Annotated in this window: 19 protein-coding genes and 2 pseudogenes; 19 read left to right on the forward strand and 2 right to left on the reverse strand. The window is 72.0% G+C overall.

Annotated elements, in window-relative coordinates; genetic code table 11:
- The first annotated feature begins 127 nt into the window (after positions 1 to 127).
- The 14 genes from pyrR (at position 128) to AB0M30_RS41635 (ending at position 15,707) form a co-directional block, all read left to right on the forward strand.
- Positions 128 to 742: a bifunctional pyr operon transcriptional regulator/uracil phosphoribosyltransferase PyrR gene (gene pyrR, locus AB0M30_RS41570; RefSeq protein ID WP_364596330.1), complete on the forward strand. Its 615-nt coding sequence runs from the start codon at positions 128 to 130 to the stop codon at positions 740 to 742.
- Positions 739 to 1,671 carry an aspartate carbamoyltransferase catalytic subunit gene (locus tag AB0M30_RS41575; protein WP_086841743.1) on the forward strand — a complete coding sequence of 311 codons (933 nt, stop codon included), beginning with the start codon at positions 739 to 741 and terminating at the stop codon, positions 1,669 to 1,671. The genes pyrR and AB0M30_RS41575 overlap by 4 nt, the downstream gene beginning before the upstream one ends.
- Entirely contained in the window at positions 1,668 to 2,954 is a 1,287-nt protein-coding gene (locus AB0M30_RS41580; protein ID WP_364596333.1) for a dihydroorotase, read from the forward strand. Before AB0M30_RS41575 ends, AB0M30_RS41580 begins: the two co-directional genes overlap by 4 nt.
- Positions 2,954 to 3,448 (forward strand): transporter, encoded by a 495-nt coding sequence (locus tag AB0M30_RS41585; RefSeq protein ID WP_364596336.1) that lies wholly within the window; start codon positions 2,954 to 2,956, stop codon positions 3,446 to 3,448. Before AB0M30_RS41580 ends, AB0M30_RS41585 begins: the two co-directional genes overlap by 1 nt.
- Complete coding sequence (gene carA, locus AB0M30_RS41590) at positions 3,445 to 4,566, forward strand: glutamine-hydrolyzing carbamoyl-phosphate synthase small subunit (protein WP_364596339.1); 1,122 nt, start codon at positions 3,445 to 3,447, stop codon at positions 4,564 to 4,566. The genes AB0M30_RS41585 and carA overlap by 4 nt, the downstream gene beginning before the upstream one ends.
- Positions 4,566 to 7,895 (forward strand): carbamoyl-phosphate synthase large subunit, encoded by a 3,330-nt coding sequence (gene carB / locus AB0M30_RS41595; protein WP_364596341.1) that lies wholly within the window; start codon positions 4,566 to 4,568, stop codon positions 7,893 to 7,895. The genes carA and carB overlap by 1 nt, the downstream gene beginning before the upstream one ends.
- Positions 7,892 to 8,749: an orotidine-5'-phosphate decarboxylase gene (gene pyrF, locus AB0M30_RS41600; protein WP_364596344.1), complete on the forward strand. Its 858-nt coding sequence runs from the start codon at positions 7,892 to 7,894 to the stop codon at positions 8,747 to 8,749. The genes carB and pyrF overlap by 4 nt, the downstream gene beginning before the upstream one ends.
- Positions 8,750 to 8,856: 107 nt before the next feature.
- Positions 8,857 to 9,174, forward strand: coding sequence for an integration host factor, actinobacterial type (mihF, locus tag AB0M30_RS41605; RefSeq protein ID WP_013224622.1), 318 nt, complete (start codon positions 8,857 to 8,859; stop codon positions 9,172 to 9,174).
- Positions 9,171 to 9,827: a guanylate kinase gene (gene gmk, locus AB0M30_RS41610; RefSeq protein ID WP_014466863.1), complete on the forward strand. Its 657-nt coding sequence runs from the start codon at positions 9,171 to 9,173 to the stop codon at positions 9,825 to 9,827. Before mihF ends, gmk begins: the two co-directional genes overlap by 4 nt.
- Positions 9,824 to 10,093 carry a DNA-directed RNA polymerase subunit omega gene (rpoZ, locus tag AB0M30_RS41615; protein ID WP_013224624.1) on the forward strand — a complete coding sequence of 90 codons (270 nt, stop codon included), beginning with the start codon at positions 9,824 to 9,826 and terminating at the stop codon, positions 10,091 to 10,093. The genes gmk and rpoZ overlap by 4 nt, the downstream gene beginning before the upstream one ends.
- Positions 10,086 to 11,306 (forward strand): bifunctional phosphopantothenoylcysteine decarboxylase/phosphopantothenate--cysteine ligase CoaBC, encoded by a 1,221-nt coding sequence (gene coaBC, locus AB0M30_RS41620; protein ID WP_364596347.1) that lies wholly within the window; start codon positions 10,086 to 10,088, stop codon positions 11,304 to 11,306. The genes rpoZ and coaBC overlap by 8 nt, the downstream gene beginning before the upstream one ends.
- 93 nt (positions 11,307 to 11,399) lie before the next feature.
- A complete protein-coding gene (gene metK, locus AB0M30_RS41625; protein ID WP_360183539.1) occupies positions 11,400 to 12,602 on the forward strand; it encodes a methionine adenosyltransferase in 1,203 nt (400 codons plus the stop codon).
- 90 nt (positions 12,603 to 12,692) lie between these two features.
- Complete coding sequence (locus tag AB0M30_RS41630; RefSeq protein ID WP_364596350.1) at positions 12,693 to 14,792, forward strand: primosomal protein N'; 2,100 nt, start codon at positions 12,693 to 12,695, stop codon at positions 14,790 to 14,792.
- A 39-nt stretch (positions 14,793 to 14,831) separates the two neighbouring features.
- Positions 14,832 to 15,707: a hypothetical protein gene (locus tag AB0M30_RS41635; RefSeq protein WP_364596353.1), complete on the forward strand. Its 876-nt coding sequence runs from the start codon at positions 14,832 to 14,834 to the stop codon at positions 15,705 to 15,707.
- Positions 15,708 to 15,709: 2 nt separating this feature from the next.
- Here AB0M30_RS41635 and AB0M30_RS41640 read toward each other — a convergent pair whose 3' ends face one another.
- Together AB0M30_RS41640 and AB0M30_RS41645 are read right to left on the reverse strand one after the other, a co-directional pair.
- Positions 15,710 to 17,368, reverse strand: coding sequence for a CotH kinase family protein (locus AB0M30_RS41640; RefSeq protein WP_364596355.1), 1,659 nt, complete (start codon positions 17,366 to 17,368; stop codon positions 15,710 to 15,712).
- Between the two features lie 141 nt (positions 17,369 to 17,509).
- Positions 17,510 to 18,874, reverse strand: a pseudogene (locus AB0M30_RS41645) (hypothetical protein).
- Positions 18,875 to 18,999: 125 nt separating this feature from the next.
- On the opposite strand from AB0M30_RS41645, the gene ggt reads away from it, so the two are divergent.
- From ggt to AB0M30_RS41670, 5 genes and pseudogenes are all read left to right on the forward strand, one after another.
- Complete coding sequence (ggt, locus tag AB0M30_RS41650) at positions 19,000 to 20,796, forward strand: gamma-glutamyltransferase (protein ID WP_364596358.1); 1,797 nt, start codon at positions 19,000 to 19,002, stop codon at positions 20,794 to 20,796.
- 293 nt (positions 20,797 to 21,089) lie between these two features.
- Positions 21,090 to 21,290, forward strand: a pseudogene (locus AB0M30_RS41655) (ISAs1 family transposase); the annotation flags it as partial.
- 238 nt (positions 21,291 to 21,528) lie between these two features.
- Positions 21,529 to 22,455, forward strand: a complete 927-nt coding sequence (gene fmt, locus AB0M30_RS41660; RefSeq protein WP_364596361.1) for a methionyl-tRNA formyltransferase — start codon at positions 21,529 to 21,531, stop codon at positions 22,453 to 22,455.
- Positions 22,452 to 23,876 carry a transcription antitermination factor NusB gene (locus AB0M30_RS41665; protein ID WP_364596364.1) on the forward strand — a complete coding sequence of 475 codons (1,425 nt, stop codon included), beginning with the start codon at positions 22,452 to 22,454 and terminating at the stop codon, positions 23,874 to 23,876. The genes fmt and AB0M30_RS41665 overlap by 4 nt, the downstream gene beginning before the upstream one ends.
- A complete protein-coding gene (locus tag AB0M30_RS41670; RefSeq protein ID WP_364596367.1) occupies positions 23,873 to 24,379 on the forward strand; it encodes a flavoprotein in 507 nt (168 codons plus the stop codon). Before AB0M30_RS41665 ends, AB0M30_RS41670 begins: the two co-directional genes overlap by 4 nt.
- Positions 24,380 to 24,590: the final 211 nt, after the last annotated feature.

Here is a 24,590-nt window from a genome sequence, read left to right on the forward strand (position 1 = left end):
GCGAATCACGCCACACCACCCGGAAGACTGAGCAAAGTGCCTGCTACTGTCGGTGGGAAAGCCCCGACCAGCAGGGGAACAGACGTCCTTTAAGGACCCGTCCGGTGAGGCGGGGAAGGAGTCCGGTTTGTCGTCACGCCCGCGTGACGCGGCTGGTTCGGCCGGGGAGCGCGAGCTCCTGACGGCCGGCGATGTCGCGCGCACTATCGCCCGAATGGCCCATCAGGTCATCGAAAAGACCGCGAACGGTGCGGAGAGCACTACCCCGCCCGTGTTGCTCGGCATCCCGTCCCGGGGCACGCCGCTCGCGGTCCGCCTGGCCGACAAGATCGGCGAGTTCTCCGGGGTCCGCCCGCCCGCCGGCGCCCTGGACGTCACCCTCTACCGGGACGACCTCCGCCGCCGCCCGCCGCGCGCGCTCGAACAGACGCAGCTGCCCGCCGACGGCATCGACGACCGCGTGGTGATCCTGGTCGACGACGTCCTCTTCTCCGGCCGCACGATCCGGGCCGCGCTCGATGCCCTGCGTGATCATGGCCGCCCGCGCGCGGTCCAGCTGGCCGTGCTGGTCGACCGCGGTCACCGCGAGCTGCCGATCCGCGCCGACTACGTGGGCAAGAACGTCCCGACCGCCCGCACCGAGGGCGTGTCCGTCCTGCTGGCCGAGATCGACGGCCGGGACGCGGTCCTGCTGCGTCCCGCGGAAACCGGCCCGTCCGAAGCTGCTGGAGAGGACTCGTGAAGCACCTGCTCGCCACCGACGGCCTGGACCCGGCGCTGGCCACGGCCGTGCTCGACACCGCCGACGAGCTGAAGCACACGCTGCTCGGCCGCGAGGTCAAGAAGCTGCCGACGCTGCGCGGCCGCACGGTGATCACCCTGTTCTACGAGAACTCGACCCGCACCCGGGTGTCGTTCGAGATCGCCGGCAAGTGGATGAGCGCGGACGTGATCAACGTCTCCGCGTCCAGCTCCTCGGTCAACAAGGGGGAGTCCCTTCGCGACACGGCGCTGACGCTGGCCGCCGCGGGCGCCGACTGCGTGATCGTCCGGCACCCGGCCAGCGGCGCCGCCCAGCGCCTCTCGGAGTGGCTGGCCGAGCCCGGCACCTCGGTGGTCAACGCCGGCGACGGCACCCACGAGCACCCGACGCAGGCGCTGCTCGACGCGGCGACCCTGCGCGAGCGCCTGGGTTCGCTCAAGGACCGCCGGATCGCGATCGTCGGCGACGTCCTGCACAGCCGGGTCGCCCGCTCGAACATCCACCTGCTCTCGGCCCTGGGCGCCGAAGTCGTGCTCGTCGCGCCGCCGACGTTGCTGCCTTACGGTGTCGAAAGCCTTCCGGTGACCGTTTCGCACGACCTGGACGCCGAGCTGCCCGCGGTCGACGCCGTCATGATGCTGCGCGTCCAGGCGGAGCGGATGCACGGCGGGTTCTTCCCGAGCGCGCGTGAGTACTCGATCGCGTACGGCCTGTCGGAACGGCGGCAGAAGCTGCTGCCGGACCACGCGGTCGTCCTGCACCCCGGCCCGATGCTGCGCGGGATGGAGATCGCGAGCGCGGTCGCCGACTCCCCGGCCTCGGCCATCACCGAACAGGTCCGCAACGGCGTCCACGTGCGCATGGCGGTCCTCTACCACCTCCTGGCCAGTGAAGGAGCCGCCGCGTGAGCACCGTGATCCAGGGCGCCCGCCCGTACGGCGAGGGTGACCCGGTCGACGTCCTGATCGAGGACGGCGTGATCACCGCGATCGGCGCGATCGAGGTCCCGGAAGACGCCGACGTCATCGACGCCGCCGGGCAGGTGCTCCTCCCCGGCTTCGTCGACCTGCACACCCACCTGCGCGAACCCGGCCGCGAGGACACCGAGACGATCGAAACCGGCTCGGCCGCGGCGGCGCTCGGCGGGTACACCGCGGTGTTCGCCATGGCCAACACCGACCCGGTCGCCGACAACGCGGTGATCGTCGACCACGTCTGGCGGCGTGGCCGGGAGGTCGGCCTGGTCGACGTCCACCCGGTCGGCGCGGTCACCGTCGGGCTCAAGGGCGAGAAGCTCGCCGAGCTGGGCACGATGGCCACCTCGCAGGCGCGGGTGAAGGTGTTCTCCGACGACGGCCTCTGCGTCGCCGACCCGCTGCTGATGCGCCGCGCGCTGGAGTACTCGACCGCGCTCGACGTCGTCATCGCGCAGCACGCCGAGGAGCCGCGGCTGACCGTCGGCGCCCAGGCCCACGAGGGCGAGCGCGCGGCGAGGCTCGGCTACACCGGCTGGCCCGCCGCCGCCGAAGAGTCCATCGTGGCCCGCGACTGCCTGCTGGCCCTGCACGCGAACGCGCGGCTGCACGTCTGCCATGTCTCCACTTCGGGCACCGCGGACGTGCTGCGCTGGGCGAAGGACCGCGGCACCAAGGTGTCGGCCGAGGTCACGCCCCACCACCTGCTGCTCACCGACGAGCGCCTGGCCACCTACGACCCGGTGAACAAGGTGAACCCGCCGCTGCGCACCGAGTCCGACGCGGAGAAGCTGCGGACCGCGCTGGCCGACGGGACCATCGACTGCGTCGCCACCGACCACGCGCCGCACGCGGTGCAGGACAAGGACACCGAGTGGACCGCGGCCCGGCCGGGCATGCTCGGGCTGCAGACGGCGCTGTCCATCGTGGCCGAGACGATGGTGCGCACCGGCCTGCTCGACTGGCGCGGCGTCGCCCGCGTGATGAGCGAGCGGCCCGCCGAGATCGGCAACCTGGCCGACCAGGGCCGCCCGATCGCCGCCGGCGAGCCGGCGAACCTGACGCTGGTCGACCCGGACGCCGAGTGGACGGTCCGGGGTGCCGAGCTGGCCAGCCTCGCGGCCAACACCCCGTACGAGGGAATGCGGCTGCCCGGCGTGGTGACCGCGACGCTGCTGCGCGGGCGGATCACCGCGCGGGACGGGAAGATCTGCTGATGGAGCGCTTCTGGCTCGTGCTGGCGATCTTCGCCTTCGTCCTGCTCTGCCTGTGGGGCATGTACCTGGGCTGGCGCCGCAAGTCCCGCTCGCAGAGCGCCCGGGTGCCGCCGTTCCCCGCGATCCCCGAAGACGCCGGCGACGCGCTGCTGGAGTCCACCGGCGTCTACCTGGCCACCACCACCGCCGGGAACTGGCAGGACCGGATCGTCACCCGCGGCGCGGGACTGCGCACCGGCGCGGTCTGGCGGCTGCACGACGGCGGTGTCGCCGTCGAGCGCGGGGGAGCGCCCGACTTCTGGATCCCGCGGGACGCCGTCACCGGCATCCGGCGCGACACGAAGATCGCCGGGAAGGTGATGGGCACCGACGCGCTGCTCGTCATCACCTGGCGGCTCGGCGGCGCCGACCTCGACACCGGCTTCCGCGGCGACGACCTCGACGACTATCCACAGTGGATCGAACAGCTCAAGATCAAGGGAGGTGCCCAGTGAACGCGCGCGCTCAGGCCGCACTGGTACTCGAAGACGGCCGGGTGTTCCGCGGCGCTGCCTACGGCGCGCAGGGGCGAACCCTCGGCGAGGCGGTGTTCTGCACCGGCATGACCGGCTACCAGGAAACGCTGACCGACCCGTCCTACCACGGGCAGATCGTGGTGCAGACCGCGCCGCAGATCGGCAACACCGGCTGGAACGACGAGGACGACGAGTCCTCGAAGATCTGGGTGAACGGGTACGTGGTGCGCGACCCCGCCCGGACGCCGTCCAACTGGCGCTCTCGCCGGACGCTGGACGAGGAACTGGTGCGCCAGGGGGTCGTCGGCATCGCCGAGGTCGACACCCGCTCGCTGACCCGCCACCTGCGCGAGCTCGGCGCGATGCGCGCCGGGGTCTTCTCCGGTGACGCGCTGGGCACCGTCGACGACATGGTCGCTTCGGTGCTGGCGAGCCCGAAGATGGAAGGCGCCGACCTGGCGGGCCAGGTTTCGACGCCCAAGCCGTACGTCGTCTCGCCCGACGGCGAGCCACGCTTCCGGGTGGTCGCGCTGGACCTGGGCATCAAGTCCAACACCCCGCGGCAGATGGTCAAGCGCGGCATCGAGGTGCACGTGCTGCCCTCGACGTCGACGCTGGACGACCTGCTGGCGATCGAGCCGCACGGCGTGTTCCTCTCCAACGGCCCGGGCGACCCGGCCACGACCACGCACGCGACCGAGCTCACCAAGCAGGTGCTGGGCCGCGAAATCCCGCTGTTCGGCATCTGCTTCGGCAACCAGGTCCTCGGCCGCGCGCTGGGCCTGGGGACGTACAAGATGCGCTACGGCCACCGCGGCATCAACATCCCGGTGATCGACGTGGCGACCCGGTCGGTGGCGATCACGGCGCAGAACCACGGCTTCGCCCTCGAGGGTGAGCCGGGCCAGCGGTTCGAGTCCCCGTTCGGGGCGGCGCAGATCAGCCACTACTGCCCCAACGACGACACGGTCGAGGGCGTCCGGGCGCTGGACGTCCCGGCGTTCTCGGTGCAGTACCACCCCGAAGCCGCGGCCGGCCCGCACGACGCGGCCCCCCTGTTCGACGATTTCGTTTCGCTCATGGAGAAGAAGGCCTGATGCCGAAGAGGACGGACATCCAGCACGTGCTGGTGATCGGCTCCGGGCCGATCGTGATCGGGCAGGCCGCGGAGTTCGACTACTCCGGTACCCAGGCCTGCCGGGTGCTGCGCAGCGAAGGCCTGCGCGTGTCCCTGGTGAACTCGAACCCGGCCACCATCATGACCGACCCCGAGTTCGCCGACGCCACCTACATCGAGCCGGTGACGCCGGACTTCGTCGAGAAGGTCATCGCGTGTGAAAGTCAACGGGGTACGCCCGTCGATGCTCTTCTGGCCACCCTCGGCGGGCAGACCGCGCTCAACTGCGCGGTCGCCCTGCACGAGCGCGGGGTGCTCGACAAGTACGGCGTCGAGCTGATCGGTGCCGACATCGACGCCATCCAGCGCGGTGAAGACCGGCAGAAGTTCAAGGACATCGTGCGCACCATCGGTGCCGACGTTCCGCGCTCCCGCGTCTGCCACGACATGGACGAGGTCCGCGACACCGTCAAGGAGCTCGGGCTGCCGGTGGTCATCCGGCCGTCGTTCACCATGGGCGGGCTCGGCTCCGGCATGGCGCACACGCCCGAGGACCTCGAACGGCTCGCCTCCACCGGGCTCACCGAATCCCCGGTCACCGAGGTGCTCATCGAGGAGAGCGTGCTCGGCTGGAAGGAGTACGAGCTCGAGCTGATGCGCGACAAGCACGACAACGTCGTGGTCGTCTGCTCGATCGAGAACATCGACGCGATGGGCGTGCACACCGGCGACTCGGTCACCGTCGCGCCGACGATGACCCTCACCGACCGCGAGTACCAGGTGATGCGGGACGTCGGCATCGCCGTGCTGCGCGAGGTCGGCGTCGACACCGGTGGCTGCAACATCCAGTTCGCGATCAACCCGCGTGACGGCCGGATGGTCGTCATCGAGATGAACCCGCGCGTGTCGCGGTCTTCCGCGCTGGCGTCGAAGGCCACCGGCTTCCCGATCGCCAAGATCGCCGCGAAGCTCGCCATCGGCTACACGCTCGACGAGATCCAGAACGACATCACCGGCGAGACGCCGGCCGCGTTCGAGCCCACTTTGGACTACGTCGTCGTGAAGATGCCGCGGTTCGCCTTCGAAAAGTTCCCGGGCGCGGACCCGACGCTGACCACGACGATGAAGAGCGTCGGCGAAGCGATGTCGTTCGGCCGCAGCTTCCCCGAGGCGCTCGGCAAGGTGATGCGGTCGATCGAGACCAAGGCGACCGGCTTCTGGACGCTGCCCGACCCCGCCGGCGCCACGCTGGAGTCCACTTTGGACGAGCTGCGCACGCCGCACGAGGGCCGGCTGTACGAAGTGGAGCGGGCGCTGCGGCTCGGCGCCTCCGTCGAGCAGGTCCACGAAGCGAGTGGCATCGACCCGTGGTTCATCGACCAGATCGCCTACATCGGCGAGGTCGGCGCCGAGGTCCGTGACGCGCCGGTGCTCGACGGCGAGCTGCTGCGCCGCGCCAAGCGCACCGGGCTGTCGGACCGCCAGATCGCCGCGCTGCGGCCGGAACTGGCCGGCGAGGACGGCGTCCGCACCCTCCGCCACCGCCTCGGCGTGCGGCCGGTGTTCAAGACCGTCGACACCTGCGCGGCCGAGTTCGCCGCCAAGACGCCGTACCACTACTCGGCTTACGAGTCCGACCCCGAGGCCCAGTCCGAAGTGGCCGTCCAGTCGGACAAGCCGAAGGTGCTCATCCTCGGCAGCGGCCCCAACCGGATCGGGCAGGGCATCGAGTTCGACTACTCCTGCGTGCACGCGGCGATCGCGTTGCGGGAGGCCGGGTTCGAGGCCGTGATGGTCAACTGCAACCCGGAAACCGTGTCCACCGACTACGACACGTCCGACCGGCTGTACTTCGAGCCGCTGTCCTTCGAGGACGTGCTCGAGGTCGTGCACGCCGAGCAGGCGTCCGGCACGGTCGCCGGCGTCATCGTCCAGCTCGGCGGCCAGACCCCGCTGGGCCTGGCGAAGCGGCTCGCCGACGCCGGGGTGCCGGTGGTCGGCACGCCGCCGGAGGCGATCCACCTGGCCGAGGACCGCGGCGCGTTCGGCGAGGTGCTCACCGAGGCCGGGCTGCCCGCGCCGCGCTACGGCACGGCGACGTCGTTCGAGGGCGCCAAGCGGATCGCCGACGAGATCGGCTACCCGGTGCTGGTGCGGCCGTCGTACGTGCTCGGCGGGCGCGGCATGGAGATCGTCTACGACGAGGAGACCCTCGCCGGCTACATCAGCCGCGCCACCGAGATCAACCCCGAGCACCCGGTGCTCGTGGACCGGTTCCTCGACGACGCCATCGAAATCGACGTCGACGCGCTGTTCGACGGCGAGGAGCTCTACCTCGGCGGCGTCATGGAGCACATCGAGGAAGCCGGCATCCACTCCGGTGACTCCTCGTGCGCGCTGCCGCCGATCACGCTCGGGCACACCGACCTGGAGGCCGTCCGGCGCTCCACCGAGGCCATCGCCCGCGGCGTGGGCGTGCGCGGGCTCCTGAACGTCCAGTACGCGCTCAAGGACGACGTCCTGTACGTCCTGGAGGCCAACCCGCGCGCGTCGCGGACGGTGCCGTTCGTGTCCAAGGCGACGGCCGTGCCGCTGGCCAAGGCCGCCGCGCTGATCATGACCGGCTCGACGATCAAGGACCTGCGCGAGAGCGGCGTCCTGCCGGCCGAGGGCGACGGCGGGCGGATGCCGGCCGACTCGCCGGTCGCGGTGAAGGAGGCCGTGCTGCCCTTCCACCGCTTCCGCACCCCCGAAGGCCACGGCGTCGACTCGCTGCTGGGCCCGGAGATGAAGTCCACCGGCGAGGTGATGGGCGTCGACGTCTCCTTCGGCAAGGCGTTCGCCAAGTCGCAGAGCGGCGCGTACGGCTCGCTGCCGACGTCCGGCCGGGTGTTCGTCTCGGTGGCCAACCGCGACAAGCGCTCGCTGGTGTTCCCGGTGAAGCGGCTGGCGGACCTCGGGTTCGAGATCCTCGCCACCTCCGGCACCGCGGAAGTGCTGCGGCGCAACGGGATCCCGTGCACGGTGGTGCGCAAGCACTACGAGGGTTCGACCGAAGCCGAGCCGAACATCGTGGACGTCATCCTGAACGGCGATGTCGACATGGTGATCAACACTCCCTACGGGAACAGTGGTCCGCGCGTCGACGGCTACGAAATCCGCACCGCCGCGGTGTCGCGGGACATCCCGTGCGTGACGACCGTGCAGGGCGCCGCGGCGGCCGTGCACGGCATCGAAGCGCTGATCCGGGGCGACATCGGGGTCAAGTCCCTGCAGGAGCTGCAGGCGGCGCTGAAGGCGAAGTCGTGACGGCGGCTTCGGCGGGGGAGCGGTTCGGGGCGCGGCTGGCCAAGGCCGTCGCGGCCCGCGGCCCGCTGTGCGCCGGGATCGACCCCCACCCGGGCCTGATCGAGGCCTGGGGGCTCCCGGTGGACGTCTCGGGCCTGGAACGGTTCGCGCTGTCCGCGACGGAGGTCCTGGCGGCGCACGCGGCGATCGTGAAGCCGCAGTCGGCGTTCTTCGAAAGTTTCGGGGCGGCCGGTGTCCGGGTGCTGGAACGGGTGGTCGAGACCGCCCGCGAAGCCGGCGCGCTGGTGCTGCTGGACGTCAAGCGCGGCGACATCGGCTCCACGATGGGCGCCTACACCGCCGCGTACGTCGCCGAGGGTGCGGTGATCGCCGCCGACGCGATCACCGTTTCGCCGTACCTCGGCTTCGGCTCTTTGGCCCAATGCGCCGAAACGGCGGTCTCGGCGGGGCGCGGCCTCTTCGTGCTCGCGCGGACTTCGAACCCCGAAGCGGGCGAAGTGCAGAACGCGAAGCTGCCCGACGGGCGCACGGTCGCGCAGGCGATCGTCGACTCGGCCGCGGCACTCAACGCAGGCGCGGAACCGCTCGGCGATGTGGGTGTCGTCGTCGGGGCCACCGTTCCGCCGGGAGAGCTCGATCTTTCGCGGTTGACCGGTCCGGTGCTGGCGCCCGGTTTCGGGGCCCAGGGAGCCACTGTGGCCGATTTGCGGGCCCTGTTCGGTGCGTCCCTGCCGGGCGTGCTGCCCGCGTCGTCCCGGGACATCCTGAAGCACGGTCCGGAGCAAGCGGCTTTGCGCCAAGCGGTCGAACGGGTCGCCGAAGTGCTGGCCGACCCGCAGGAAAACGACCAATAGCAGGGGCCGGAACGGGCCCCCACCAGGCACCCCCGCATTGTGGCCGGTGCTCACGGGTGGGTACCGTCGCGTCACCCACCCAGTTTTGAGAACTACCGGAGGAAAACGTGGCACTTCCCCAGCTGACAGAGGAACAGCGCGCTGCGGCGCTGGAGAAGGCCGCCGCCGCTCGCAAGATCCGTGCTGAGCTGAAGGAGCGGCTGAAGCGGGGCGGTACCACTCTGGTCGACGTGCTGAAGCAGGCCGAGGAGAACGAAGTCCTCGGCAAGATGAAGGTTTCGGCTCTGCTCGAGGCCCTCCCGGGCGTCGGCAAGGTCCGCGCGCAGCAGACCATGGAACGACTGGAGATCGCCCCCAGCCGTCGCCTTCGTGGCCTCGGCGACCGGCAGCGCAAGGCGCTGCTGGCCGAGTTCAGCGGCGAGTGAACGGCGCCGGTCGTGACTACCCGGTGAGCCGGGGCGCCGACCGAGGCAGTGAGCCGGTGGCGGGGGAGTTCTCCCGCCACCGGCTCACCGTCGTATCGGGGCCTTCGGGAGTCGGGAAGTCGAGCGTGGTGGGCGAGCTGCGGAAGCTGGAGCCCGACGTCTGGTTCAGCGTCTCGGTCACCACCCGCCACCCGCGTCCCGGCGAAGTCGACGGGGCGCACTACCACTTCGTCGACCGCGCGGAGTTCGACGCGATGGTCGCCGACGGACGGCTGCTGGAATGGGCCGAGTTCGCCGGCAACCGCTACGGCACTCCGCGCGAGCCGGTCGAGAAGGCACTCGCCGAGGGCCGCCCGGCCGTCCTGGAGATCGAACTGCAGGGCGCCCGCCAGGTCCGCGCGGCGATGCCGGAGGCCCGGCTGGTGATGCTGATGCCGCCGTCGTGGGAGGAACTGGTCGGCAGGCTCACCGGGCGCGGCACCGAAAACGAGGCCGCCGTACAGGCCCGGCTGGCCGAAGCGGAGCGCGAGCTGGCGGCGGCGGGGGAGTTCGACCACCGCCTCGTCAACGCCGACGTGCGGGAGGCCGCCGAGCACTTGCTAAACTTGATTACAGCTGATCAGTTTTCCGACGAAGCGGAGCACCACGAGTGACCACCCAGGTAGCCCTGACCGAAGAGCTCGAGGGCATCACCAACCCCCCGATCGACGACCTGCTCGAGAAGGTCAGCTCCAAGTACGCGCTGGTGATCTACTCGGCGAAGCGCGCCCGCCAGATCAACGACTACTACGCCCAGCTGGGCGAGGGTCTGCTCGAGTACGTCGGCCCGCTCGTCGAGCCGGGCCCGCGCGAGAAGCCGCTCTCGATCGCGCTGCGCGAGATCCACGGCGGCCTGCTCGAGCACACCGAGGGTGAGTAAGCCCCGCGTCGTCCTGGGCGTGGGCGGCGGCATCGCCGCCTACAAGGCCTGTGAGGTGCTGCGCGGGCTGACCGAATCCGGTCACGACGTCCGCGTGGTCCCCACCGAAGCCGCGCTGAACTTCGTCGGCGCGGCGACCTTCGAAGCCCTCTCCGGGCACCCGGTGCACACGGGCGTGTTCACCGAGGTCCCCGAGGTCCAGCACGTCCGCGTCGGCAAGGAAGCCGACCTGGTCCTGGTCGTCCCGGCCACGGCGAACCTGCTCGCCAAGGCCGCCCACGGCCTCGCCGACGACCTGCTGACCAACACCCTGCTCACCGCCCGGTGCCCGGTCGCCTTCTTCCCGGCGATGCACACGGAGATGTGGGAGCACCCCGCGACCCGCGACAACGTCGCCCTGCTGCGCTCGCGCGGCGTGGTCGTGACCGAGCCCGACTCCGGCCGGCTGACCGGTGTCGACACCGGCAAGGGCCGCCTGGCGAACCCGGCCGAGATCGTCGACCTGGCGCGGCTGCTGCTGGCCCGCCCGGACGCCCTCCCGCGCGACCTCGAAGGCGTCCGCGTGGTGGTTTCGGCGGGCGGTACCCGCGAGCCCCTCGACCCGGTGCGCTACCTGGGCAACCGCTCGTCCGGCAAGCAGGGCTACGCGCTGGCCCGCGTCGCCGCCCAGCGCGGCGCCGACGTCACCCTGGTCACCGCGCACACCGTCGCGCTGCCGGACCCGGCGGGCGCGGCCGTGGAGCACGTCTCGACGGCCGAGGAGCTGCGGCAGGCCGTGCACGCCGCGTCCCAGTCCGCGGACGTCGTCGTGATGGCCGCCGCCGTCGCCGACTTCCGGCCGGCGAACCGGGCCGACCACAAGATCAAGAAGTCCGACGACCAACCGGATCCGGTCATCACCCTGGACCGCAACGCCGACATCCTCGCCGAATTGGTGCGAAACCGGCGTCCCGGGCAGGTCGTCGTGGGGTTCGCCGCGGAAACCGGCGACGCGCAGGGTGGCGTGCTCGACCACGCCCGCGCGAAGCTCAAGCGCAAGGGCGCGGATCTGCTGGTGGTCAACGCCGTCGGCGACGGGAAAGCGTTCGGCACCGAGGACAATTCGGGCTGGCTGCTCGGGTCCGACGGCACGGAAATCCCTATACCTCTCGGTGCGAAGGCTGAACTGGCGTCCACGTTGTGGGACGCTGTTGTGAGCTTCATGAAGCGTTGACCGTCCCCCGAGCGATAGTCAGTACGCTTGCATAGCTAAGGGGTGCCTAACTTTCGAGGCATCCGACGACTAGGTGAGGAAGTGACGGCCACCGTGACCGCGTCCAGCAGCAGATTGTTCACCTCGGAGTCGGTGACCGAAGGGCACCCCGACAAGATCTGCGACGCCATCAGCGACTCGATCCTCGACGGCTTGCTGTCGAAGGACCCGCGCAGCCGCGTCGCCGTCGAAACCCTGATCACCACCGGCCAGGTGCACGTGGCCGGCGAGGTGACCACCGAGGCGTACGCCGACATCCCGACGATCGTCCGCGACGTCATCCTCAAGATCGGCTACGACTCCTCCGCCAAGGGCTTCGACGGCAACTCCTGCGGCGTCAACGTCGCGATCGGCTCGCAGTCGCCCGACATCGCCCAGGGTGTCGACACCGCGTACGAGTCGCGCGTCGAATCCGACGAAGACGAGATCAACCGCCAGGGCGCCGGCGACCAGGGCCTGATGTTCGGCTACGCCTGCTCGGACACCCCCGAGCTGATGCCGCTGCCGATCGCGCTGGCCCACCGCCTCTCGAAGCGCCTGACCGCGGTCCGCAAGGACGGCGTGCTGCCGTACCTGCGCCCGGACGGCAAGACCCAGGTCACCATCGAGTACGCCGGCGACCAGCCGGTGCGCCTCGACACCGTCGTCGTGTCCTCGCAGCACGCCGACGGCATCGACCTGGAGAAGATGCTCAGCGTCGACGTCAAGGAGCACGTCGTCGGCCCCGAGCTCGAGAACCTGGGCATCGACACCTCGAACGCGCGCCTGCTGGTCAACCCGACCGGCCGGTTCGTCATCGGCGGCCCGATGGGCGACGCCGGCCTGACCGGCCGCAAGATCATCGTCGACACCTACGGCGGCATGGCCCGTCACGGCGGCGGCGCGTTCTCCGGCAAGGACCCGTCCAAGGTCGACCGTTCCGCCGCGTACGCGATGCGCTGGGTGGCCAAGAACGTCGTCGCCGCGGGCCTGGCCTCCCGCACCGAGGTCCAGGTCGCCTACGCGATCGGCAAGGCGGCCCCGGTCGGCCTGTTCGTCGAGACGTTCGGCACCGAGACGGTCGACCCGTCGAAGATTCAGCAGGCCATCACCGAGGTCTTCGACCTCCGGCCGGCGGCGATCATCCGCGACCTCGACCTGCTGCGCCCGATCTACGCCCCGACGGCGGCGTACGGCCACTTCGGCCGGCCCGAGCTGGACCTCCCCTGGGAGAGCACGGCCCGCGCCGAGGCCCTCAAGGCGGCCGCGGGAGCCTGACGCACGATCCGGTGAAGGCCACCCCGCGGTTCTCCCGGGGTGGCCTTCCTCGTGTCCGGGTTGTCGGAGGGGTCTGGTAGAGATCACGGCGTGAGCAGTTCCGAGCCCGAAGCTCTCTGGGACCTCCCGGAGAAGCCGCCCGCCGCCAAGGCGGCGCCCTCGCGTGCCCGGAAGAAGGCGCCGAAGCCGGGGGAGAAGGCGAAGGGCGCTCAGTCGCGCGCACCCGAGCTGCCGGTCGCGCGGATCGTCGTCGACATCCCCCTGGCGCACCTGGACCGCACCTTCGACTACCTCGTGCCGGAGAAGCTGCACGACACCGCCGTGCCGGGCTGCCGCGTCCGCGTCCGGTTCGCCGGGCAGCTCGTCGACGGCTACCTGATCGAACGCGGCGAGACCAGCGACTACGGCAGCAAGCTGGCGTTCCTCGACCGCGTGACGTCGGCCGAGCCGGTGCTGCCGCCGTCGCTGCACGCGGTGTGCCGGGCGGTCGCCGACCGCTACGGCGGCACGCTGTCCGACGTCCTGCGGCTCGCCATCCCGCCCCGGCACGCCAAGGCCGAAGGCGAGCCGCCGGTCCCGCCGGCGGGACCACCGGAAGCGCCGGACGCGACGGCCTGGGCGCGTTACCAGCGTGGCCCGGCGTTCGTGGAGGCACTGGCCGAGGGCAAGCCCGCGAACGCCGTCTGGCAGGCCCTGCCGGGCGAGGACTGGCCCCGCCGGCTCGCCGAGGCCGCCGGCACGGTGGCCGGGGCGGGGCGGGGCGCGGTGCTGGTGGTGCCGGACCACCGCGACCTGACCCGGGTGCACGCGGCCTGCGCGGCGGTCGTGGGCGAGGACGCCGTCGTGGCGCTGATCGCCGGGCTCGGGCCCGCCGAGCGGTACCGCCGCTGGCTGGCCGTGCTGCGCGGCGCGGTGCGGGTGGTCGTCGGGACGCGGGCGGCGATGTTCGCCCCGGTCCGCGACCCCGGTCTGTTCGCCGTCTGGGACGACGGCGACGACCTGCACCTCGACCAGCACGCGCCGTACCCGCACGTCCGCGACGTCCTGATGGACCGCGCCCACGCGGCGAAGGCGTCGCTGCTGGTCGGCGGCTTCGCCCGGACGGCCGAGGCCCAGCTGCTCGTCGAGTCCGGCTGGGCCGCACCGGTCCTGGCGGACCGCGTGACGCTGCGCGCGGCGGCCCCGCGCGTCACCCCGGTCGGCGAGGACTTCGACGTCGCCCGGGACGAGGCCGCCCGGGTGGCGCGCCTGCCGGCGGTGGCCTTCGAGGCGGCGCGCCAGGCGTTCGCGGCGGACCTCCCGGCCCTGATCCAGGTGCCGCGGCGCGGGTACGTGCCCGGCCTGGCCTGCGGAAACTGCCGCACGCCCGCGCACTGCCGCCGGTGCGCGGGGCCGCTGGCCCTGCCCGGCGGATCGCTCGACGGGCAGCCGAAACCGCCGGCCTGCCGCTGGTGCGGCGTCCCCGAAACGGCGTTCCGCTGCACGGCGTGCGGCTCGGTCCGGCTGCGCGCGGTGATCGTCGGCGCGAAGCGGACGGCGGAGGAGCTCGGCCGCGCGTTCCCGGGCATCCCGGTCCGCACGTCCGGGGCGGCGGAGGTGCTGGACTCGGTGCCGGGCAAACCGGCGCTGGTGGTGTGCACGCCGGGCGCGGAACCGGTGGCCGACGGCGGCTACGGCGCGGCCCTGCTGCTGGACGGCTGGGCGCTGCTGGGCCGCCAGGACCTGCGGGCGGGCGAGGAGACCCTGCGCCGCTGGATGGCGGCGGCGGCCCTGGTCCGCCCGGCCGCGGCGGGCGGCCGCGTGATCGTCGGCGCGGAGGCGGGGCTGGCGGTGGTCCAGGCCCTGGTCCGCTGGGACCCGGCCTGGCACGCGGCCCAAGAGCTGGGGGAGCGGCGCGAGCTGGGCTTCCCGCCGGCGATGCGGATGGCGAGCGTGGAGGGCAGCCCGGACGCGGTGGCGGCCCTGCTGGAGGACCTGCCGCTGCCGTCGTCCGGGGAGGTCCTGGGCCCGGTCCCGATCGGCGAGCTGGACGAGGAGGGCAACGCGGACCGGGAGCGGGCGCTGGTGCGCGTGTCCCGCGCGGAGGGCAAGGCCCTGGCGGCCTCGATCCACGCGGCGGCGGCCCGCCGGGACGCCCGGAAGGCCACCGAACCGATCCGCATCCAGGTGGATCCGCTCGACCTGATCTGATTTTCCGGATTTCCGCCGCGATGGCGGTATTTTGGGGCCATGACGAAGGTCCGGCCGGTACCTTTCCCGGAGCGGAACGGCACCGAGCCGTTCAACGCTTCCGGGGTGGCGCAGGTGGATTTCCGGCGGTTCGTCTTCATCGACAACAAAGACCCCACCGCCTTGTTCGAAATGACGTTCGATCCCGGCATCTTGGCGGTCGAACGCATTCACCGCCGCCCGTTGGCCGGCGTCGGCAAGGGAATGCTGCGCGATCCCGAAGGCCTTACCCGGGTCGACGTGAACGGCGAAATCTTCCTCGTCGTTTCGTCGTCTCTGTGCGTCGGGGACGGAAACCGGCGCTGCGACGGCCTCGTGCGCGTCCGCTACTCGCCCCACGGTGAGCTGCCCGCGGAACCGATGACCGGGTTCCGGGACTGGCTGCTCGCCCGCGAACCCGCGCTCGCCGCGGCCGGGCGGCGGGAGCCGGACGCGGGCGGGCTCAACGTGGAAGGCCTGACCTGGGACCGGAAGGCGGGCGCGCTGCTGTTCGGCCTGCGGGGACCGGCGAGCCCGGGCCGCGTCACGCTGGTCCGGGTGCCCGCCGACGTCGGCGGCGCCCGGTGGACGACCGCGTCACTGGGCCGGCCCGAACTGATCCACGTGCGGCTGCCCCGGCCGGAGGGGACGCAAGGGATCCGGGACATTTCCGGGGACGCGGCCACCGGCGATTTCCTGCTGCTGCTCGGGCGTTCGACCAGCCACGGCGACGCGCCCTTCCGGCTCGCCGCGTGGCACCGCGCCGACGACCACGCCGGGCTGCTCGACGTCACCTTCCACCGGACCGCGAAGCCGGAGGGCGTCACGACGTTTCCGGTCTACGGCGGGCGGCGGATCTTGATCGTCGATGACGCCGGCGGCTACGCGGTTCTCTGATTTCAGGAAAAGTACAGCTTCGACGGCGTGGGGTCCTGGTGGACCCGCGGTTTCCCGGCCGCCGTCGGATCCGTGCCGAAAGCCGCGCCCAGCCCGGTCCGGACGCTCGTCATCGTGAAATAGCCGCTGAACGTGAATTCGTCGCCGACCGGGTCGATCGCGGTCACCGAAAACTCGTCGGCGTGGGCGGAGTCGTCGGCCGCGCGCGTGCAGAGCAGTTCGTGGCCCTGGCTCGAGGTCGTCGTGGTCGCGTGGAGCACCCGGCCGGACGCCTTGCTGCCCACCGATTGCCCGGTGCCGAGCGGCGCGAAGCACCACAGGTCCGTGTCGTCGACGTTCGCCGGCCGCAGCCGGTGCACGACCTCGCCCCCGCCGGGCTCGGCCGCCGTGGCCGGGATGGCTTCGCTGCCGCTGGCGTGCAGGCACTCGTTGGTGACGTCGTCGCGGACGTAGGCGCCCTCGGCGCCGGGCAGGCCGCCGCAGAGGTAGCCGGCGGACGCGGCGAGCCGCAGCTGCTTGCGCACGGCGGTGAGCTGCGTGGGCGGGTCCGGCACGCCGAGCCCGGCCAGCACGGTCCCCATCCCGTCGAGCAACGGCTTGAGCACGTCCTGCTGGGTCCGGAAGCCGAACACGGTTTCGCGGTAGCTGCGGACCTGGTCGACCACCTGAGCCCGCCGCGCCGGGTCGTCGCGCACGAGCTTGGCGAGGAGCCCGACGGTGTCGAGCCGGAAGTGCCGGGTGGGCTGGAGGGTCTGGTCGAGGCCCCACGGGATCAGCTTGAAATCGATGTCGCCGACGCCCGGATCGGCGACGGCGTCCACGTCGTTGTAGACGTAGGTGTTGTTGGTGTTGCGGGAGTAGCCGTCCCAGTGCTTGAGCAAGAACTCCATCGCGTAGATCTTGATGAACTGGTCGAGGTCGAAGACTTCGCTCGCCCCGGCCACCCCGTGCGCGGCGATGTGGTCGATGGCGAACCGCAGATCGGCCTTGTCGTCGAACTTCGACAGCGGCTCCACCCCGATGAGTGGCAGCCGGGCGGCGACGAAGTCGTCCTGGTGTTCCAGTTCGTAGAGGTTGCCGTTCGGGTGGCCGAAGTTCCGCTCGATGTACCGCGGCATGATCGGCTCGACGTTGACGAAGACCCCGGGGCTGTCGACGCCGGCCACGCCCTGCCCGATCGGCACGCCGTTCACGCGCACCTGAGCGTAATTGCCGCGGGAATGGGGGAGACCGGCGAGCTCGAACAGTTTGTAGCCGAGCAGCTGCCGGACGTAGGACAGGTCCTGGACGGAGTTGTTGAGCGTCAGGTACCGCGACCCGATCAGCTCGCGGACCGGATCCTTGTTCGCGTCGAGGAACTTCCCGAAGTCGATGTGCAGGCAGGGCTTGTCGCTGTTGATCGAGCCGCAGAACGACTTCTTCTTGATCCCGACGTCGGGGAACGCCGTCCGCGCGGGGAACTTCGTCCCGGACAGCTCGACCGACGTCGCCTTCCGCCAGGTGTAACGGCTGCCGCCGGTCCAGTCGAAGTTGCACACCCCACCGGCGGGCTGCTCGCTGCGCACGGCGTCCCAGTCCGCCTGCGGCAGCGTGATATCGATCGTCAGCACATTGTCGATCGCGTAGAGGGAATCGAGTGCGTGCTGCTCCTGGCTGCCCATCCGCTCAGTGTACGACCGGAAACCGGAATCAGAATGCGAAAGTAATTCCGTGATCGATCCGATTTCGGGTGGGTGTATCACCCATTGTGTGGGCAGCCGGTGAGGGAGCGCCTACGTCCCCGGCGGCGAACCGTGCGCTGCTCAGCCCGGCAGGACCGTGCCCGGCAACGATTCCACCGCGGCACGCGGCGATTCCGTGACTCCGGGCGGAGCGGCGGTGCCCGGGCCGCTCGCGGCCGCCGTCGTCAACGTGAGCACCTGGGCCGCGATCGCCTAGCGGCGGGCTTCGAAGTCCGCGTCCGTCAGCGCGTCCGGGGCCGTCGGCTCGCCCAGGACCGGGGTGTGCAGGTGCCCGCCGGCCACCGACGTCAACCCCAGGCCGGTGCGGACGCGGTTGCTGCGGAACATCGATTCGTTGGACAGGTAGTTCCCGCCCCCGCCGGAGGCGGCGATCTCGCCCGCGGCGGGGGCGTCCGAGCGGCACACCGGGGTTCCGGTGCCCGGGTGGGCCGCGTCCGGCCAGACACAGAACGCCTGATTGAAGTTCACCGGATAGGCGCCGGCCGGTGCGGCCAGCATCCGGTCGTACGGCAGCGTCGTCTCGATGAACTGGACGTCCGGCTGCGGCCAGCCCGCGGCCGGTGGCACGCCGCCGGTGATCGACACGTTGTCGTTGTCGGGGAAGCCGCCGCGCCAGGCGCCGGCCCAGCGTTCGATGTCGAACCGGCCCGGGCGCCCCTGGCTGATGGTCATGATCACGTCCGGCCGTCGCGCGCGGTCGCGCAACGCCGTGCCGTAGGCCGCTTCCACGATGCCCGCGTCGAAGTAGCCCCACACGACCGGGAAGTTCACCGCCTGCACCACGGCCGGCCCCGACGGCGTGGCGAGGATCCGCCCGTCCAGCTGCAGGGCCGCGGCGCCGGCCGGGTTCGAGATCCGGACACCGGCGCCGTCGAGCTGGAACGGGTCGAAGCCGCTCACCATGACCCGCCGCGTCTTCCCGAGCGGGAACCGGACGTCGTCGAGGCCGCGCGATCCGCGGTCGAACGCCGCGAGCAGCGACACCCGCTGCGACGCCGGAAGCGGGAAGGACGGCCGCCATTGCCGCACCGCGCTGCTGAGCTGCAGCCGCGCCCAGTACAGCGGCCGGTCGTCGAAGCGGTCGAGCGTGCCGAGGCCGGGCGTGCGGCCCTGGGCGCGGTCGACCGCGGTCCGCCACAGCCGGGCACCGGCCTGCGCGACCACCCGTTCGGCCCGGCGCGGGGTGCGTGCGGCGCAGAGGTCGTGCTCGACGTCGGCGACGAAGGGGGCCAGCCCGGCCAGCCGGACCAGTTCGGGGCCGACGGCCGGCCCACCGGACGGCATCGTCGCGGTCAGCCGCTGCTCCTCCACGGTCAGCGGGACGGCCGCGTCGAAGCAGCTCCGCGCCGGCGTGGCCGCGGCGACGCCGGGGAGCACGAACATCGGCACGGCGGAAAGCAAGGGGAGCAGGGCGGAAAGGCGCACGGGTTTCCTCCACGTCGCTGAGCGATCTCCGCCACCCAGTCTTCCGGTCGGGAAGCGATCCGAGAACCGTGCATAAGTCGGTCGATGTCTTGAAGCCGCCTTGACCAAGGGGCAGACTCGCTCGCATGCCCGCGCACTGGAGCCGCACCACGCTCGTCCTGGCCGTCGCCGCCGTGCTCACCGCCGGCGCCGCCGTGCCCGCCACCGCCGCCACGCCCACGCCGAAGTCGCCGGTCGCCGTCGGCTTCGGAGGCGCTGTCGCCAGCATCGACGCCGACGCCACCGCGATCGGCACGCAGGTCCTGCGCGACGGCGGGAACGCCGTCGACGCGGCCGTCGCGGTCGCCGCCGCGCTCGGCGTCACCGACCCGTTCTCGGCCGGGGTCGGCGGCGGCGGGTTCTTCGTCTACTACGACGCCAAGACCCACCGCGTGCACACCCTGGACGGCCGCGAGACCGCGCCGAAGACCGCCGACGAGAACCTCTTCGTCGAAAACGGCAAGCCGCTCGCGTTCGCCGACGCCGTCACCAGCGGCCTGAGCGTCGGCGTGCCCGGCACGCCCGCGACCTGGGCCGAAGCCCTGCGCAAGTGGGGGACGCGGTCGCTGGCGAAGTCGCTGAGGCCCGCCGAGAACCTCGCGCGCACCGGCTTCGTCGTCGACCAGACGTTCCAGACGCAGATCGCGAACAACGCGGCGCGGTTCTCCGCGTTCCCGTCGACGCGGTCGCTGTACCTGCCGGGTGGCGCGCCCCCGGCGCCGGGGACGGTCTTCAAGAACCCCGACCTGGCGGCCACGTACGCGCAGCTCGAGCGGTCCGGCGTCGACGCGCTGTACCGGGGCCCGATCGGCGCGGACATCGCCAAGACCGTGCAGAAACCGCCGGTCGACCCGGCTTCGACGCTGAACGCCCGCCCCGGGAACCTCACCACGGGCGACCTCGCCGCTTACCGAGCCATCGAGCGCGACCCGACCCACGCGCGCTACGAGGGCCTCGACGTCTACGGCATGCCGGCGCCGTCGTCGGGCGGGCTGACGGTCGGCGAGGCGCTCAACATCCTCGAGAACTTCGACCTGAAGCACGCGAGCAAGGCCGACTACCTGCAGTACTTCCTGGAGTCGACCCGCTTCGCCTTCGCCGACCGCAACCGCTGGATCGGCGATCCGGCGTTCGTCGACGTCCCGGCGCGCGAGCTGCTGAGCCAGCGGTTCGCCGACTCCCGGGCGTGCCTGATCTCGAAGGACAAGGCGGCGACCAGCCCGGTCGCCCCGGCCGACCCCCGGCACCCGGCATCGTGCGCCGCGGGCTCGGTGGCGGCCCCTACGCCGTACGAGGGTGAGAACACGACGCACCTGACGGTGGCGGACAAGTGGGGCAACGTCGTCGCCTACACGTTGACGATCGAGCAGGAGGGTGGCAGCGGCATCGTCGTGCCGGGCCGCGGGTTCCTGCTGAACAACGAGCTGACCGACTTCTCGTTCACGCCGGTGACGCCGGGTGTCCCGGACCCGAACCTCCCGGGCCCGGGCAAGCGCCCCCGCTCGTCGATGGCCCCGACGATCGTCCTCGACCACGGCCGCCCGTTCTTCGCGACCGGTTCCCCGGGCGGAGCGTCGATCATCACGACGGTGCTCCAGGTGATCCTCGGCCGCCTCGACCGCGGCTTGTCGCTGGAGGACGCGATCGCGGCCCCGCGGGCGTCGCAGCGCAACTCGGCGCAGGCCCAGGTGGAGCAGGCATTCCTGGACCAGCCGGAGACGGCGGCGCTGCAGGCCCGAGGCCAGGGCTTCTCGACGGCCCCGGCAGAGATCGGCGCGGCGACGGGCGTGGAGCGCCTGAGGGACGGCCGGTGGTTGGCCGCGGCGGAACCGGTGCGGCGCGGGCAGGGTGCGGCGCAGGTGGTGTGGCCGGCGCGCTGGTAGGGCTGAGGTCGAGGCCCGCCTTTTCGTTCGGGAGAGGCGGGCAGGTCGATTGCATCGGGAGAGGCGGGCAGGCCGCGCGCACTGCCTAGCGACCCGGCACCGGCGGGAAAAAAAGCCCCCGCCCTCCCTGGCAGGGTTCCGGCAAAGTCGTGTTGGTGCAGGCAGACACGGCTCTCGGTGGTGATCATGTGGTTGTCGAAGCCCATGATCTGTGAGAGAGCCGTGCCTGCTGTTGCCTGCCCGCCAGCACCGGCCCCGCCAGCATCGCCGGCCACCTACGCCGACACCGGGAAATCGAAAACCGGCTGCACTGGGTCCGCGACACCACCTACAACGAAGACGCATCCCGCGTCCGCACTGGCACCGGACCCCGAGCGATGGCCTCCCTGCGCAACCTCGCCATCAGCGCCCTACGCACCGCAGGACACACCAGCATCGCCGCAGCCCTCCGCCACACCACCCGGCCACTCACACTCTTCGGAATCACCCCATGACCAGCACAAAATACTTTGCCGGAACCCTGCCCTCCCTGGGGGGCGTGCCCTTGTCCAGCCTATCGCCACCCCCCGACGAAAAGCCGCGAAAGCACGTCGCCGGGACCTGGTTGTCCACATCGCGGTGACCTTGTGGACAGCCAGGCCTGAGCTGGCCGCGCCCAGCTGAACGGGGCCTTCTAGACTCGGCCCCGATGTTCCAGCCACCTGAAACCCTGCTTCCGCCGGGGGTGGGCCGATGAAGCTCGTCTTCGCCGGCACTCCCGACCCGGCGGTCCCCGCCCTGCGTGCCCTGCTCGACTCCGGGCGGCACGAGGTCGTCGCCGTCGTCACGCGGCCCGATGCGCAGGCCGGGCGCGGCCGGCGGGTCGTGCGGTCGCCCGTCGGTGCCCTCGCCGACGAACACGGCATCGAGGTCCTCACGCCCTCGCGCGCCGGGGACCCCGCCTTTCTCGCGCGGCTCACCGAGCTCGCGCCGGACGCCTGCCCCGTCGTCGCCTACGGGGCGCTGCTGCCGCAGGCCGCCCTCGACATTCCGCGGCTGGGCTGGGTGAACCTGCACTTCTCGCTGCTGCCCGCGTGGCGCGGCGCCGCGCCCGTGCAGGCCGCGATCCGCGCCGGGGACGAGATCACCGGCGCCTCGACCTTCCGGATCGTCAAGGAACTGGACGCCGGCCCGGTCTACGGCGTCGTCACCGAGGCGATCGGGGCCACCGACACCGCCGGCGCCCTGCTCGGGCGGCTCGCGGAGTCCGGGGCCAAGCTGCTGCTGTCCACCATGGACGGTCTGGCCGATGGCAGCCTCGTCGCGCGGGAGCAGCCCGCCGAGGGCGTCAGCTACGCGCCGAAGGTGACGGTCGAGGACGCGCGGGTGTCCTTCGCCGACCCGGCGCCGGCGGTCGACCGGCTGATCCGGTCGGTCACCCCGGAGCCGGGCGCCTGGGCGGAGTTCCGCGGCGAGCGGTTCAAGCTCGGCCCGGTCACGGTGCTCGACGAACCCGGCCCGCCGCCGGGCGAGATCGTGGTCGAACGCAAGCGGGTGCTGGTCGGGACGGCGACGAAGCCGCTGCGGCTCGGCGAAGTCCAGGCACCCGGCAAGAAACGGATGGCGGCCACCGACTGGGCGCGCGGAACAAGGATCGACCAGGGAGAGCGCCTCCGGTGAACGACCACAGGGAACGACGCCCGTCACGGCCCCAGCGGGGCCGTCCGGCACCGCGCAAGGAAGGGCCGCGCCGCCCGCCGGAGGTCGACCCGGCCCGGCAGGCCGCGTTCGACGTCCTCGCGGCCGTCCGGACGAAGGACGCCTACGCCAACCTCGTCCTGCCGGACCTGCTGCGGGAGCGGCGGATCACGGGACGGGACGCGGCGCTGGCCACCGAACTCACGTACGGCACGTCGCGCGCGCAGGGCCTGCTCGACGCGATCATCGAGTCCTGCGCCGAGCGCCCCCTCAAGCAGACCGACCCGGCGGTGCTCGACGCGCTGCGCCTCGGCGTCTACCAGCTGCTGCGCACGCGCATCCCCGAGCACGCCGCCGTGACGTCCACTGTGGACCTCGTGCGCGCGGAAGCCGGTTCGTGGGCCACGGGTTTCGCGAACGCCATCCTGCGCAAGGTGTCCGAAAAGGACGAAACGACGTGGCTCGACGAGCTGGCGCCGGACGAGGCGGCCGACCCGATCGGGGCCTACGCGCTGCGCACCGCGCACCCGCGCTGGATCGCGCGGTCGTTCGCCGAAGCACTGGGTGACAAGGGCGCCGGCCTCAAGGCCGCGCTGGAAGCCGACGACGCGCGTCCCGAGGTGCACCTCGTGGCGCGTCCCGGCGAGATCAGCGCCGACGAGCTCGCCGCGATCACCGGCGGCGACCCGGCGCCGTACTCGCCCTACGGCGTGCGCCTGCCCGCCGGCGCCGGCGATCCGGCCGACGTCGAGCCGGTCCGCGAGCGGCTGGCCGCGGTGCAGGACGAGGGCAGCCAGCTCTGCGCGATCGCCGCGACGAAGGTGCCGATCGAGGGCACCGACGAGCGCTGGCTCGACCTCTGCGCCGGTCCCGGCGGCAAGGCGGCGCTGCTCGGCGCGCTGGCCGCGTTGAGCGGGGCGGCCGTCGACGCCGTGGAGAAGGCGCCGCACCGCGCGAAGCTCGTCGAGAAGGCCACGAGCGGGTTGCCGGTGAAGGTGCACGTGGCCGACGGGCGGGAGAGCGGCCTGGAGCCGGGGTACGACCGGATCCTCGTCGACGCGCCGTGCAGCGGGCTCGGCGCGCTGCGGCGGCGGCCCGAGGCGCGCTGGCGCCGTCAGCCGTCCGACGTCGCGGACCTGACGAAGCTGCAGGGCGAGCTGATCACCGCGGCCTACGACCTGCTGCGGCCGGGCGGCGCGTTGACCTACGTCGTCTGCTCGCCGCACCTGGCCGAGACCGAAGGCGTCTTCGCGGAGACGGCGCGGCGGCTGAAGGCCGAAGTGGTGGACTCACGCGAGTTCTTCGCGGGCGTCCCGGAGCTCGGTGACGGGCCGTACGTCCAGCTGTGGCCGCACCGCCACGGCACGGACGCGATGTTCTGCGCCGTGCTGCGCAAACCGTGAGGGACCTCGGGCTGGTCGCCAGCTCGTGCGGCGGGCTGGACGTCCGGTTCGCCGCCGAGCTGGCCCGCCCGGCGGCCGAGCGCGGCTGGCGCCCGGCGATCACGCTGACCCCGGCCGCTCACCGCTGGCTGGAATCGGCCGGTGGCCTCGACGAGCTCGCGGCGTGCACCGACCTGCCGGTCCGCAGCGTCTCCCGGCTGCCCGGCGAGCCGCGGCCGCATCCGGACCCTTCGGTGTTCCTGTTCGCGCCCGCGTCGGCGAACTCGGTCGCGAAGCTGGCGCTGGGCATCGCGGACAACCAGGCGCTGACGGTCCTCGGCGACGTGCTGGGCGCGCCGGGGATCACGGTGGTGGTGGCGTACCAGATCCAGGACACCCGGAAGCACCACCCGGCGTGGCGGCGCCACCTCGACACCCTCGCGGGCGCCGGGGTGACGCTGCACCGGCTGGATGTCCGGCGGTCGTGGACCGGGGTTTTGGATCTGCTGCCTTCAGCTCAGTGAGGCCGCTGTGCCCGCCGGGATGCTTGGCGCGCGGGTGGCTGAGCAACACCTAGTGTCGCGCGTCGCAAGTTGTTTGACGTCCGGGAAGAGCGGCCCAATGTGGCCTTCGGTGCGTTGAACGCACCGAAGGCCGCCTTGGGTGCGTTGAACGCAACCAAGGCCACATTGGGGCGCTCGGGGACCGGGCTGCTGTCACTGAACTTCGGACCCG

Source organism: Amycolatopsis sp. NPDC051716 (assembly GCF_040681595.1).
GTDB lineage: Bacteria > Actinomycetota > Actinomycetes > Mycobacteriales > Pseudonocardiaceae > Amycolatopsis.

What these genes read in the sequence shown, in the direction of transcription:
- AB0M30_RS41585 (WP_364596336.1), top strand. Translation starts at nt 2,954, where the DNA reads ATGGAGCGCTTCTGGCTCGTGCTGGCGATCTTCGCCTTCGTCCTGCTC.
- carB (WP_364596341.1), top strand. Translation starts at nt 4,566, where the DNA reads ATGCCGAAGAGGACGGACATCCAGCACGTGCTGGTGATCGGCTCCGGG.
- AB0M30_RS41635 (WP_364596353.1), top strand. Translation starts at nt 14,832, where the DNA reads ATGACGAAGGTCCGGCCGGTACCTTTCCCGGAGCGGAACGGCACCGAG.
- AB0M30_RS41640 (WP_364596355.1), bottom strand. Translation starts at nt 17,368, where the DNA reads ATGGGCAGCCAGGAGCAGCACGCACTCGATTCCCTCTACGCGATCGAC.
- ggt (WP_364596358.1), top strand. Translation starts at nt 19,000, where the DNA reads ATGCCCGCGCACTGGAGCCGCACCACGCTCGTCCTGGCCGTCGCCGCC.
- fmt (WP_364596361.1), top strand. Translation starts at nt 21,529, where the DNA reads ATGAAGCTCGTCTTCGCCGGCACTCCCGACCCGGCGGTCCCCGCCCTG.